General features: G+C 65.3%; 9 protein-coding genes. 5 read left to right on the top strand and 4 right to left on the bottom strand.

The window, feature by feature from the left end; translation table 11 throughout:
* Positions 1 to 62: 62 nt before the first annotated feature.
* The 4 genes from AZOLI_RS19170 to AZOLI_RS19155 form a co-directional block, all read right to left on the bottom strand.
* Complete coding sequence (locus AZOLI_RS19170) at positions 63 to 1,100, bottom strand: putative 2-aminoethylphosphonate ABC transporter substrate-binding protein (RefSeq protein WP_014188784.1); 1,038 nt, start codon at positions 1,098 to 1,100, stop codon at positions 63 to 65.
* Between the two features lie 317 nt (positions 1,101 to 1,417).
* On the bottom strand, positions 1,418 to 2,716 hold the full coding sequence (locus AZOLI_RS19165) for an SLC13 family permease (protein ID WP_014188783.1): 1,299 nt from the start codon (positions 2,714 to 2,716) through the stop codon (positions 1,418 to 1,420).
* A gap of 23 nt (positions 2,717 to 2,739) precedes the next feature.
* A complete protein-coding gene (locus AZOLI_RS19160; protein ID WP_014188782.1) occupies positions 2,740 to 3,561 on the bottom strand; it encodes an amidohydrolase family protein in 822 nt (273 codons plus the stop codon).
* A gap of 109 nt (positions 3,562 to 3,670) precedes the next feature.
* Entirely contained in the window at positions 3,671 to 4,411 is a 741-nt protein-coding gene (locus tag AZOLI_RS19155; protein ID WP_014188781.1) for a GntR family transcriptional regulator, read from the bottom strand.
* Between the two features lie 463 nt (positions 4,412 to 4,874).
* On the opposite strand from AZOLI_RS19155, the gene AZOLI_RS19150 reads away from it, so the two are divergent.
* Genes AZOLI_RS19150 through AZOLI_RS32635 form a run of 5 tightly spaced genes read left to right on the top strand, consistent with a single transcriptional unit; the run spans position 4,875 to position 12,358 of the window.
* Positions 4,875 to 5,213, top strand: a complete 339-nt coding sequence (locus tag AZOLI_RS19150) for a trypco2 family protein (protein ID WP_014188780.1) — start codon at positions 4,875 to 4,877, stop codon at positions 5,211 to 5,213.
* A gap of 29 nt (positions 5,214 to 5,242) precedes the next feature.
* The gene (locus AZOLI_RS19145; protein WP_014188779.1) at positions 5,243 to 6,748 is read left to right on the top strand and encodes a S1 family peptidase; all 1,506 of its coding nucleotides are present in this window, start codon (positions 5,243 to 5,245) and stop codon (positions 6,746 to 6,748) included.
* The gene (locus AZOLI_RS19140; protein ID WP_014188778.1) at positions 6,745 to 7,791 is read left to right on the top strand and encodes an AAA family ATPase; all 1,047 of its coding nucleotides are present in this window, start codon (positions 6,745 to 6,747) and stop codon (positions 7,789 to 7,791) included. The genes AZOLI_RS19145 and AZOLI_RS19140 overlap by 4 nt, the downstream gene beginning before the upstream one ends.
* Before the next feature lie 17 nt (positions 7,792 to 7,808).
* Positions 7,809 to 12,044 (top strand): O-antigen polymerase, encoded by a 4,236-nt coding sequence (locus tag AZOLI_RS19135; protein ID WP_014188777.1) that lies wholly within the window; start codon positions 7,809 to 7,811, stop codon positions 12,042 to 12,044.
* Positions 12,041 to 12,358, top strand: coding sequence for a hypothetical protein (locus AZOLI_RS32635; protein ID WP_162488305.1), 318 nt, complete (start codon positions 12,041 to 12,043; stop codon positions 12,356 to 12,358). Before AZOLI_RS19135 ends, AZOLI_RS32635 begins: the two co-directional genes overlap by 4 nt.
* Positions 12,359 to 12,661: the final 303 nt, after the last annotated feature.

Raw genomic sequence — 12,661 nt, 5'->3', positions numbered from 1 at the left:
GGCGGGCGCGCATGGCACCCGCCCGCCGGCTCGATACGGCTCGGCTCGGCTTTTTGCCGGCGTCAGCTCTTCGGCTCGGACTTGGCGCCGTAACGCTTTTCCCAATCCGCCAGGATGCGGTCGCGGTTGGCGGCGGCCCAGACGAAATCGTTGGTCTTGTTCATCGCCGCTTCCGCGTTCTTCGGATAGTTCGGCGTCTCCTTGGTCACGCCCGGATGCGCCGTGACCTGATAGAAGTTCACATACTGCTCGTTCGCCTTGCGGCTGGCCGCCCAGTCGGCGAGCGCCTTCGCGGCCTCGGCCTTTTGGGTGCCCTTGACGATGGCCGTCGCCTCCATCTCCCAGCCCACGCCTTCGGAGGCCAGGATCACGTCGATGGGCGCGCCCTTGGTCTTCTGCTGGGCGCCGGTGTATTCGATGGAGATGCCGATGGGGTATTCGCCGGCCGCCGCCATCTTGCAGGGCTTGGAGCCCGAATGGGTGTAGATGGCGACGTTGTCGTTCAGCTTGTCCATATAGGACCAGCCCTTCTCCGCCCCCATGGTCTGCAGCCAGCCCGACACGGCGAGGAAGCCGGTGCCCGAGGAGGCCGGGTTCGGCATGACGATCTGGCCCTTGTATTCCGGCTTCAGCAGGTCGGCCCAGGAGGTCGGCTTCGGCAGCTTCTTCTTCTCCGCCTCGACCGTGTTGAAGCAGATGGCGGCCATCCAGGCATCCATGCCGACCCAGGCCGGCGGGGTCTTGGCATCGCGGAAGCTGGCCTTGAGATCCTCGGCGCCCTTGGGCTGGTAGGGCATCAGCATGCCCTGGGCGTCCAGGATCATCAGGCTGGAGGCGGCGAGGCCCCACACCACGTCGGCCTTCGGATTGTCCTTTTCGGCCAACAGCTTGGCAGTGACGACGCCGGTGGAATCGCGCACCCAGTCGATTTCGATGCCGGGATTGTCGGCTTCGAACGCCTTCCTGTAGGGGGTGAGCTGTTCGTTCTCCAGCGCGGTGTAGACGGTCAGGCGGGTGGCTGCCCCGGCCCCGGTGGCGGACGCAACGGCGGCCAGCAGCGCAAGCGCACAAGTCCCAAGCAGAGTGGTGCGGCGGATCATCAGGAAGCTCCCGTGGTCGGATCGGCGGTGTCTGGAGGCGTCCCGGAGCGGCCGTGTTCGCCGCCCCGGTACAGAAAGCCTCTCTACGCCCAAGCGCCCGTTCACTCCCGTTAAGCTTTGGTGACTCCGGGCGGGTGAAAACCCGACCGGGCCGATGCGAACCTGCCCCACCGAACCGGGGTAAGATCAACCTGCTGCTCGCCCTCGCCATCGAGCGGCCCAGCCACGTGTGGAGCACTGACCTCACATACAGTCCGACGCGTCGGGGCTTCCCTGTCGGGAAAGCACGGGCCGGTTCAATCTCTGCGAACTGACTCTCAGAGCGTGAAGGTGAGCAGGACGTTCATCAGCACCGCTGCGACGATGCCCATGGGCGCGGCGCGGAACAGCAGGCGGGTGAACAGGGTGTTGCGGGCCTTTTCCTCCAGCGCCGAGCCGAGGATCAGGCTGCCGCCGGACGAGAAGGGCGAGATCGAGGTGGCCTGCGAACCGACGACGATGGCCGTGAACAACAGGACCGGGCTGATCGACAGGCCGCTTGCCAGCTCCGGCACCAGCGGGAACAGCGTCGGCGTCACCACCCCCAGCGTGCTGGAGAACAGCGACATGGCGGCGGCGACGATGCCGAACACCACCGGCAGGAGCAGGGCCGGAATGCTGCTGCCGAGCCAGGCCGCCAGCGCGGCGATGGTCCCCGCCTTGATCGCGACGGAGATCAGCATGCCCATGCCGCAGATCATGATGAGGGTCGACCAGGGAACCGAGGCGATGGCCTTGCGCTCGTCCCCGAGCTTCAGCAGCAGCGCGATGACGGAGAAGACGCCGGCGATCAGGCCGATGTCGATCTTCGAGTTCAGATAGCCGACCGTGGGGTTTCCGGGCATCGCGAGCTGGAGCACCGGGCCGAGAAGGACCAGCGCCATCATCGCCAGCGTCAGCGCAAGCGTCGTCCGCTGCCGGCCGTCGAGCGGCTCCGGCCGGTCGGTGTCGGCCACGGCGGCGTTCAGGTTGCGGTGGTTGCCGAAGAGGAAGAGCATTGCCGTGATGACGAAGAACGGGATGACCAGCGTCGCGGCAAAGATGACCCCGCTGTAGAGGAAGGCGTCGGCGTCGCTGGTGCCGTTCGCGGTCATCAGGCCGCGGAAGATGATGCCGCTCTGGCTGGACATGAAGTTGGCGCCCGCCAATGCCCCGTAATTCGCCCCCATCGCCCCCAGCACCATGTCCAGCCCGGTCCGCCGGCACAGGATCAGTGTCAGCGGCGCCATGAAGGCGAGAACGGTGTAATAGCCGGCCCCCATCGCAGCAATCAGCGTCGCGGTCAGCAGGATGGCGTAGGGCAGAACCCATGGCACGTTCCGGCACCGGTACAGCATGTGCCCGGCCAGCTTCTCCAGCGTGCCGTTGACCAGAGCGAAGCTGTAGAACAGGCAGACCGAGAAGATGACGAAGAAGATCTTCAGCGGCCACAGATCGATCAGCGCCCCCGGCTTCATGCCCAGCCCGAAACAGCCGAGCACATAGGCGAAAGCAATCGCAAACAGGCCGATGTTGATCTTGGTGACATAGCCCAACACGACGGCGAGGGCGATCGCCAGGACGACGACAAGGCTCACGGGTTTCCTCCGATTCTTGAATTTCAGGCGAATTGGAATAGCGTCGCCGGATTCCGGACCAGGATCCGCGCTCGCTCGTCCGGGTCGGGGATCAGGTCATGCAGACGGGCCAGCTGGGCGGCATAGCCGGTCTCCGCCTCGTGCTGGGTGTGCGGCCAGTCGCTGCCCCAGACGAAACGGTTGGAGCCGCCGCAGGCCTCGCGCAGCAGCTCGAAACTCCGTGCGGCGAGGTCCGGCGTCAGGCCGGCGCGGTAGGGAGCGGACAGCTTGACCCAGACGTCCGGCATCCGGCGCAGCTGGTCCAGGAAGGCGCGGTGGGAACGGTTTCCCGGATCGATCCCGCCCTGCGGCAGGCCGAAATGGTCGATCACCACGGTCACGCCGGTGTCGGCGATGGCGGGGACCAGATCGGCGAGGTCGTCGAACCGGCGCTGGATCTCGACCTGCCAGCGGCGGGCTGCGAGGCGGCGGAAGAACTCCGGCCAGGGTGGGGCCGCGTAATCCTCGACCTCGCGCCCGACGAGATTCAGGCGCGCACCGACGAAACCGAGGGCACCGAGCCTATCCAGTTCCTCCTCCGTCACGCCGGGATCGACGACGGCGACGGCACGCAGCCGCTCCGGATGGGCGCACAGCGCGGCTTCGATGAAGCTGTTGTCGGTGCCGAGGAAGCTGGGCTGGATCAGCACGCCATGGCTGAACCCCGCTTTGTCCTGCAGCGCGAACCAGTCCGAAAGCTCCGCCGCATGGGCTGGGCTGTAGCGCCGGCCGGCGGCCATCGGCAGGTCCGGGCGGAAGATGTGGGCATGGGTATCGATGCCCCCGATAAGGGGATGTGCAGTCATCCGTCGATCCGTACAGACAAGGAAAAGGCGGCCCCCGCCCCGAAGGTGGAGGTGATGGGAAGGGCCGGACAGGAGGGCCGGTGCCGGACGCCGGGTCCGGCGCCGCGCGTCAGCTCAGGCGGCTGCGGTAGCGGAAGCGTTCGGCGGGGCCATGGGCGATGCGCCATTCGACCGCGATGCCGTCCGCGGTGTAGGCGGTGCGTTCGATCACCGCAGTGGGCGCGCCCTCGGCAAGGCCGAGCCGGGCCGCGACCGCGGCGGAGGCCGGCGCGAAGCTGACGTCGTCGACGGCGCTGGCGATGAAGACGTTGAAGCGTTCGTGATAAAGCGGATAGAGCAACGGCCCGAACTGGGACTCCTCCAGTTCCGCGATGCCGTCGAAACGGGCGCGCGGCAGCCAGATTTCCTCCGACAGCAGCAGGGCGTCGGATTGGCCGCGCAGGCGGTCGAGGCGGATGCAGTCCGGCGTGCCGAGAATTTCGGCGACGGCGGCCGGGGCGGTGGCGGCCTTGCGCGCGATGATGCGGCTCGACGGGATCGTCGCCCCGCCATCGGCCGACTGCACCGCGAAGAAACGGAACAGCGACGCGTTGAAGGCGCGCTTGCGCAGATAGGTTCCGGATCCCTGGCGCCGCTCGAGCAGCCCTTCGTCGACCAGCGTCTGGATCGCCTTGCGCACGGTGCCGACCGAAAGACCGGTTTCGGCCGTCAGCTGGTTCTCCGACGGCAGCGCGGTGTCGGGTCCCCATTCCCCGCGCGCCACGCGGGTGGCCAGTGCGTCGCGCAGTTGCAGATAGGCCGGCAGCCGCCGGTCCGGCGATGGCGCCGAGGCGAAGTCATGCTGTGGCATCGATGTCCTCCCGCAGCCATCCTGTCTCAGATGGATGCTCCGGTCAACAAGTTCTATATAGAACTATATGAGCGGTCGACGGACAGTGTGAAACGGCCCATCCGTCATTCTGCTCCAAGAGGATGGCGCCGATGAGGTGATTTGGGCGTCGATCCGCGGAATTCATCAACGCCAGCAGCCAGCGGCTGCGACAACAGGCCGGACAAAGGGATGCATCCTTCTCGGCCAGTCAACGCGGAATTCCCACTTACGCCGGAGAGGCCATCCACACATGCCCTCCCGCTCTTCGCCGCCGGGCTCGGTCGGCGGCGGACCCACTTCCCGACTCTGCCGGTTCTCTCGCCGCAACCACCAGCAATTAAAAAGTGTTCAGAATGGCATAACGGTATATTTTGCTGTGGCTTTCGATTGATCATCTCCTATAAGTAGGAATACATAGGTCATATATGTTCTGAGAGGAAGCATGTCGGACGCACTCATCCCTCTGGCGGATGCAATCCGCGCATTACGCACCGAGTTGATGGAAGCCGTGAAGGAAGGCGAGGAGAAGGACCTGCGCTTTGAACTCGGCCCGGTGGAGCTGGAGTTCAACGCGATCGTCAGTCGGGAGGGGTCCGGGGGCGGCAAGATCGGCTTCAAGTTGTTCGGCCAGGGGGCCGAAGTGAACCTGGGAGGCAAGGTCAGCGACCAGCAGGTTCAGCGGCTGAAGCTGGTTCTGACCCCCCGTTCCCCCGGCGGGACGGTCGAGACGGGCAAGCTGCTGGTCGGCACGACCATCAAGCGTCCGCGTGCGGGCGACTGAACCGTTCCTGACGGTGCGGGAGCTCGGCCATGGAGCGTGAAAGGGTTGTCGAAGTCTATGTCGAGGAAGAGAACGACGGCTACGGCTATGGCAGCGGCTATCTGATCACGGACCGGCTGGTGCTGACTGCGCGACACGTCGCGAAGCTCAGTGGCGCCGCCTGCGAGATCGCCGTCCTCGGCACGGCGCCGGCGAACGGAGGCACCGGTCCGAAGCTGCTGGCGGCCCGGGTCGTCTGGGTTTCGCCATCGCACGACGTTGCCCTGGTGGCGGTCGACGAGCCGGTGGCAGGTCTTCCGCGTGCTCCGGTCCGGTTCGGCAAGGTCGATCTGAACGACCGGGCCGACCGCTGCTACGGCATCGGCTTTCCCGATGCGCAGCGGCGGCAGGACGGAAATGCGGACCGGCTGATCCAGGCCGCCTTGTCCTGGGTCAGCAAGGATGGCCTGTTCAATGCGGACGTGCTCAACGCCGCTCCCGATCAGGAGATCGGGTGGAAAGGCTTCTCCGGAACCGCCCTGTTCGTCGAGGATGCGCTCGTCGCGGTGGTGGAAGCCGTGCCGCCGAACTTTGCCGGTCGGGTGCTGACCGCCACCTCAGTCGCCTCCTTCTGTGACGATGCCGGCTTCCGGGAATGCCTTCGCAGTCACGGGGCGGCCCCTCCCATCCTGGAACGGGTAGACGGGTCCTTCCCCACCGGGCTGACCGAAAGCATCGCGTACAACGTGTGCTTCGTCGATCGCATCCCCCAGGTCGAGATGATCGTCACCGCGGTGACCGATCATGGCTCCGCCGATGGCCGGCCGCGGCTGTTCCTGATCCCTGGCGAGCCGGACGACGACCACGCCCGCGTCATCGAACGGCTGGCGCGCGAGGACCAGATGCAGCGCTTTCTCGGCCGCGACACCGATCCGGGGGACGCCATCATCGAGATCCATTGGCCCCAGGCGCCGGTCATCGACGCTGCCGCGGCATTCCGCAACATGCTTTGCCGCGACCTGACGAACGCGCTGTGCCTTCCGCCGGAGGCGGCCACCGCGGCATCCCTGCGCCAGGCGATGGACCGGCCGGACGCCCCGCGCGCGTTCTGGACACGGATCAGCGCCGGGCGGGCGGGGCCGGGCCACGGCGAGTTGCTCCGGTCCTGGCTCGGGCTGTGGAGCGAACTTGCGGCGCTACCGGGCCGCAACACCGTGCTGCTGCTTCTGTGCCTCATCACCGGGGAGCAGATGCCGGCGCGTAAGCCGCCGCTTCCCTTCATGCGGCCGCCTCCCCCGGTCGACCCCGACCCTTTGCTTCAACAAGTGCTGGAGGAGGCGGTTACCGGCAACCGCCTGCCCTGGGTCGACCCGCTGTCGCCGATCGAGCATGGCCACGTCCGAGACTGGCTTGACCGGATACGGCCGCGATGCAGACAGGTCCGACGGGAGCAGATCGACTTCCTTCGAATGCGCATCGAGCGACGGCTGACCAGCGCAGTCAGCATGCGCGCCTTCTGCGACCACCTGACCGAGGTGCTGGAGTCCCCGCTATGACCCTGGAAAGTCCGTCCGCACAGGATGTCACGCTCGTTCCCCGTGCCGATCAGGCGGCCCCGGTCCGTCTTCCCGCGCCGTTCCACGAACGCTACAAGGATCCGGCCGGCTACGACCCGGATCCCGATCTGACGGCGGCGGTCAACGTCGCCCTGCTTCTGGGGCAGCCCCTGCTGCTGACCGGGGAGCCCGGCTGTGGAAAGACCAGCCTCGCCTTTTGGCTGGCCCGCCAGCTGGGCCTGGACGAGCCCCTGCTGCAATCGGTCAAGTCGACCACCACCGGCCGGGATCTGCTTTACGGCTTCGACGATCTCGCCCGGTTTCGCGACTCCCAGACCGGGACCCGCCGACCGACAGCCGGTTACCTGTCCCTCAACGCCCTGGGGAAGGCTATCCTGTTCTCGGCAGGTCCGGACCGCGAGCTGATACGTCCGGACGACGGCTGGGCCGACGACGGTGTCGCCCGTCATGGCGATCTCTTTCCCCGGGACTATCCGCCGCCCCGCCGCCGGGTCGTCCTGATCGACGAGTTGGACAAGGCGCCGCGCGACACGCCCAACGACCTGCTGCTGGAGATCGAGGCGATGCGCTTCGACATTCCCGAACTGCGGGTGACGGTCAAGGGAGAGCCATCCAACCGCCCGATCGTGGTAATCACCAGCAACTCCGAGAAAAGCCTGCCGGAGCCGTTCCTGCGCCGCTGCGTCTATCATCATATCCCGGCGCCGGGACCGGAGCGGCGGCGTGCCATCGTCGTCAAGCGGCTTGCTCCTTTCGCACAGCGCGGGGAGCTGTTCAACGAGGCGATGACCCTGTTCACGCGCGTCCGCGACCGGCTGGGCCGGCCTCCCGGCACGGCGGAACTGCTGGCATGGCTCGACGTCCTGGAGACGATGGTCCGCCGCCTGGAGGCCGGCGGCGAAACGGTCGCCGGACTGGCCGGGCAGCCCGCCATTCTGCGCGCCAGCCTGCGGGCGCTCGCCAAGACCCAGGAGGATCTGGAGCGCGCGGAAATCGAGCTTGGCGTCGCCGCGCCGCGTTGACCTTGGGAGAACCGTCGATGGAATGGCCGGCCGATGGACTGGGGGACGGGATCGCGCTCGCGGCGTTCCTGCGCGGCGAGGGGTTCCGGCTCGGCGTCGGCGACGACCTGCGGCTGGCCGAACTGCGGCAGCGCCTGCTCGAACAAGAGATCTTCCCCGCTGACGGGCGGGAGGCGGCCCGCTGGTTCGGCCCGGTTCTCTGCCGCAATCCCGATCAGCGCGAACGCCTGCCAGACCTTCTCGACCAATGGATGGAGCGGTCGCGGCTGGAGCGGTCCCGGTTGGCTCCCGCCCCGGCGGTGGAGCTGACGGCGCCGGTGGAAGATTGCGACGCCGGCCAGGCGTCACCCGCCACCAGGCGGCGGCCGTGGATTTGGCTCGTTCTGGCCGTCCTGCTGCTGGCTGGCGGCATCACCTACTTCCTGGCCTCCTTCCAAGGGGCCGAGCTTGCGGCGCCGGCCGTGGAGGCGATAACCCAGCCGACGCCGGACCTGCCCCCCTGGTGGTCGGGATTGTTGACCGACCTGGAGGTCCGGCTGGCCAAGGGAGGGGCGATGATCCTGCCGCTGGCCGCAGCGGTCGCGTACCTGTGGATGCGGCGCCGGCGCCGGACGGCGGTTTTGCGAGGGATGGCCCCGCGCGACGCGCCGCGCGCGGCGCTGGCCCTCAGCGTGCGCGATCAGCCGCTGTTCCGGCCCGCCATGGTGCGGACCGCGCTCCGGGACCTGCGCCGGCACCGGATGGTGGCGTCCGACGAGGTGGACGGCCGCGCCAGCCTCAGGGCGACGGTGGCGGGGGCCGGCTTCGTCAGGCTCGTCAAGGCGCACAGGCCAGTCACGCCCGACTATCTGCTGCTGGTGGACCGGGTCCGCCAGGACGACCATCTGGCGCTGCTGGCGGAACTGCTGGTGGACAGGCTTTCCGCCGAACAGATCCACGTCACCCGCTACGATTATCGCGGCGACCCGCGCATCCTCCGGCGCATCGAACGTGATGGCCGGGCGGAGGCGATGACCGACCTGGAGACGCTGCGGGAGACCTGCCGCGACCACCGCCTGCTGCTGCTGACCGACGCCGCCAATTTCGCGGACCCCGCGACCGGCACGGAGCGCGTGTGGGTGGAGCATCTGCGGCGATGGGAGGTGACGGCGATCGTCACCCCGTCCCCGCAGGGCACCTGGGGACCGCGCGAGCGGGCCTTGATGCGGCAGGGCTTCCTGGTGGTGGAGGCTTCGCCGACCGGGTTGCGGGATCTGGCCGGGCAAGTGCGCAGCGACCTGCCGGTCGACCGTGCCACGCCGGCAGGGCCGGAACCGCTGGCGCTCGACCGCCGTCTGGCCCGTTCGCCGTTCAACTGGACCAGCGATCGGGCGCCGTCCGATGCCGACATTGCTGCTCTGGTCGCCGATCTGCGGGCGGCGCTGGGGGCAGAGGGGATGCAGTATCTCGCCGCGCTGGCGGTCTTTCCCGCCGTGCATCCCAAGCTGACTCTGCTGGTCGGCAATGCCGTGCGGGACGGCGCCGGCCGGTCGTTGCTGACCGAGGATCGCCTGGCCTCGCTCTGCCGCCTGCCCTGGCTGCGCCGGGGCAGGCTTCCGGACTGGCTCCGGCTGGCACTGGTGCGGGACTTGCAGACTCAACCGGAGCGGGCCGCCGCGGTGCGTGACGCCTGGACGGCACTGCTGGAGCCGGTACCGGAGGGCGAGCGGGATACGCTGCGTTTCCCCGTGGTGCCGCGCCGCGATCCCGGCATACGCGCCGTCATCAACGAGCTGGTGCGCCGCGGCAAGGCCCCCGATCTGGAGGAAGCGATCCTGCTTCGTTTCCTGAATGATTTGCCGGTCGAGGAGTTGGGGATGGCGATGCCGGATCGCATCCCTGCGGAAGCCCGCCCGCGCCTATCGCCGAGTGAGGCAGGCCTGCTGGCCGCCGTTTCGTTGACTTCCGCGGCTCTGGCATGGAACCCCGGGGCTCTGGTGGATGGAATCGCCGGACTTGTCGATCGGATGCCCGAGGCCGCGACGACGACGTGGGTGCTTGGCCTCATCCTCCTGACGATGCTGACAAGCTCGTTGCGGGGGGTCCTGGGGACTGCTCCGCGGTGGATCGTCTGGACGCAATGGTCGAGCGTCATCGCGTCCTGTGTGCTGGCATGCTTGGGCCTGTTTGCCGATGATCGCGACAGTGGTCCGATCTTCGTCTCGGCGGTGACCTCTTCGTCCTTGCTGTTTTTCGGCAACACGGAGCGGTCGGCAAGATTTTTTGGATTCCTCAGGTGGTTTATCGACGAACGCTATCCGTTCCTACTGAATCTCCTAATTGTCCCTATTATTATCATAATGGGATCGTTTCTTGCGGTTATTCTTTATGCATATAGCGATAAAAGTACAATATCTGAAGTTTCTGCTATTGGATTGGCAGCGATTTTAATTTCCGCGATTTATATTTTTATTATAGGGATCGGATGCCCTTTCCCAATGCGCGGCATGTATGGGCTGCCGATTGCCATTTCTCTGAATTTAATGATGTCGTGGTCTTATTCATCTTCGGCAATCAATCATCTCTACAGCGGAGCTAGCTCAGAATTAATCCAAATTGGCTATTTTGCTTTTTTTGTCATAGTATTTTCTCTATCTGCAAAGACAGCTCTACAGAGTATATCTTCACATGTTTGGGATTTTATGAGCAGATTGTCAAGATGTTATGTAATTTCTCTCTTATTTTTGGCATTTTTAATTGTATATGGCAAATTTTATAATGCCAATTTGGATACCTTTCTCATGTTGCCGGTTGTTTTGTTATTCAATTTTTATTTGTACATTTTTATGCCGAATAAAACGGCGAAAAAGCACATTTTTTTATATATATCAACGAGCATGATTATTACATTTTTTCTTGTGATTGCGCATTTTTATACAGTTATGTATTTGATGAATTCAGACATCACTGTGACAAGCGCAATTTCTATTGCCAAAAATACAGGCGCCATAAATTTGAAAATATCTAGAGATGATATGCTCATTCTAGGAATAGCTTTCGGGGTTTCTATCATATGGATTTTTCCGATAATAGCTATAGCGTCAACGCGCAGATTGTTGAAGTTGCATGAGCGCCAAGATCCAAAAACACTTACATCATGTGTCAAATATCATAAATTGCCATCGATTTGCTTCTTGAGCATTTTATTGGGGATTGTGGTTAAAATCGATGATTCGTCCATGTTGAATTTCAGCCATTTTGTTCTAGGCCTGTCAATTTGGATTGCAAGCACTCATGCCTGGTCACAGGCGGCGCGCGCAATCGGTTTGGCCGTGCCATTTTTCCTGATCGATACTCAGGTTGGCCCTGTTGCCTCCGTGTTCGAACCCGGCCTGCTCGTCACCGCCTTCCTGCTCATGCGTCTTGTTGCCGATTCCGACTTCCGGAATTCCTGCCGGACGGCCGATAGCCTTTCATGGCGGGCTTGGGCCTTTCTGCTGCTACCGATGGGATTGGGCGTTACGGTCAGCCTGGGGCCGTTCCTGTCACTGGGCTGGAGCCCCGGACCGCTGGCGGTGTTTCTCTTCGGGCTGGTGGGTTTCTCAGCCTTGCCCCTGGTCGTACCGTTACGGGTCGTCGGGGTGGGCGTGGCCCTGTCGGTGGTGGCGTCGGTGGCGGCGTTGGCGGTGCCGGTCGGTCCGACGGCGGAACTTCCCTGGCTGCAGATGTCCCTGTTGTGGCTTCCTCTGACGCCGGCCTGGGGCGTGGCGGCGGTGGCCGGACTGCTGTGCGGGCGGGCGATCCGCGACGCGCTCGACGCCGGGCCGGCGGAATTGCACGGGAGCTGGGGATTTCCGACGATGATGGTCGCGCTGTTCCTGCTCCCCAACCTCGTGCTGCCGCTGGGCGCCGCGGGCCAGGCCGTCTCTGCCGGTACCAGGACGATGCTGCTGATGCCGGGATTCGGCATGGCCGCGCTGGCCGGACTCCGCTATGGATCCGCTGGGGTGAGGACCGTATTGGGCGTGGCTCTCGGCTCCACGGCCTTCCTCCTGATCACCCTCGACAAGCGCGGGATACTGGATGATCCGCTGGTCCTTTTCTTCGGCAGCGGGCCATCGGCGGCATCCCTGGCGGAGGCGACAGGCATCGGCTTCGCTTATCCGGGCCTCATCGCGCTTTCGGTAAACGGCTTGGCCGCCCTCTGGCTGGCGGCCCTGGCCGCCGGCTGGCGAAGGAAGGCGGTCCCTTCGGTGGCGGGGGCGCCGGCATGAGCGGGGAGCGTCCGCCCACCGACATCGTCGCCTGGATGCGGGACCGGCGGCCGGCGCATTCTGCGGCGCCACGGCAGACGGCTGCTACATTCCGCCGCGTGCCGCCGCCGCTCGACTGGCGCCCCTGGGATCTGCTCCTCACCTGCTTGGCCGCGGCACTCCTCGCCGCCGCCATCCTCGCCAGCGTTGTCTCCGCTCCGCCCGGCGGAACGGATCGGCCGGCGCATACGCCGCCGGAAAGGTCCCTACCGCTGGACTCCCCGCCTTCGCCCAAGGCCCCGCCGACTGTCGGCCAGTCTCAGGCGAAGCCCTGACCTTTCCTGCCCGGCGGAGCGGGTGGCGGTGCGCCTTCTGGCGACCGCCGCCATGCTGGACGGTCACAGCCGGGCCCACGCCGCGCGCTTGAGTGGCATGAGCAGCGTCATGGATAAACGATCCATCCTCACGTGGCGGCCGATCCACAGGTTTGGACGGAGGCAGAGCGGGCGCGCAAGGTCTTCTTGTCGCTTTTCCCGGCACTCGTTCCCGGCAATTCTCCAACGGCCATGAAGCGGTCGAGTTTCGCGCACCGCATACCGGCCGAGGTTAGAGCGTGCCCCTCAATGGGCTCTTCCGAA

It is taken from the genome of Azospirillum lipoferum 4B, assembly GCF_000283655.1.
In the GTDB taxonomy this organism is placed as follows: Bacteria; Pseudomonadota; Alphaproteobacteria; order Azospirillales; family Azospirillaceae; genus Azospirillum; species Azospirillum lipoferum_C.
The sequence above is the reverse complement of the archived record's forward strand: the minus strand, read 5'-3'. Positions and strand labels throughout refer to the sequence as shown.

What these genes read in the sequence shown, in the direction of transcription:
- AZOLI_RS19135 (WP_014188777.1), top strand. Translation starts at nt 7,809, where the DNA reads ATGGAATGGCCGGCCGATGGACTGGGGGACGGGATCGCGCTCGCGGCG.
- AZOLI_RS19140 (WP_014188778.1), top strand. Translation starts at nt 6,745, where the DNA reads ATGACCCTGGAAAGTCCGTCCGCACAGGATGTCACGCTCGTTCCCCGT.
- AZOLI_RS19160 (WP_014188782.1), bottom strand. Translation starts at nt 3,561, where the DNA reads ATGACTGCACATCCCCTTATCGGGGGCATCGATACCCATGCCCACATC.
- AZOLI_RS19155 (WP_014188781.1), bottom strand. Translation starts at nt 4,411, where the DNA reads ATGCCACAGCATGACTTCGCCTCGGCGCCATCGCCGGACCGGCGGCTG.
- AZOLI_RS19150 (WP_014188780.1), top strand. Translation starts at nt 4,875, where the DNA reads ATGTCGGACGCACTCATCCCTCTGGCGGATGCAATCCGCGCATTACGC.
- AZOLI_RS19145 (WP_014188779.1), top strand. Translation starts at nt 5,243, where the DNA reads ATGGAGCGTGAAAGGGTTGTCGAAGTCTATGTCGAGGAAGAGAACGAC.
- AZOLI_RS32635 (WP_162488305.1), top strand. Translation starts at nt 12,041, where the DNA reads ATGAGCGGGGAGCGTCCGCCCACCGACATCGTCGCCTGGATGCGGGAC.
- AZOLI_RS19170 (WP_014188784.1), bottom strand. Translation starts at nt 1,100, where the DNA reads ATGATCCGCCGCACCACTCTGCTTGGGACTTGTGCGCTTGCGCTGCTG.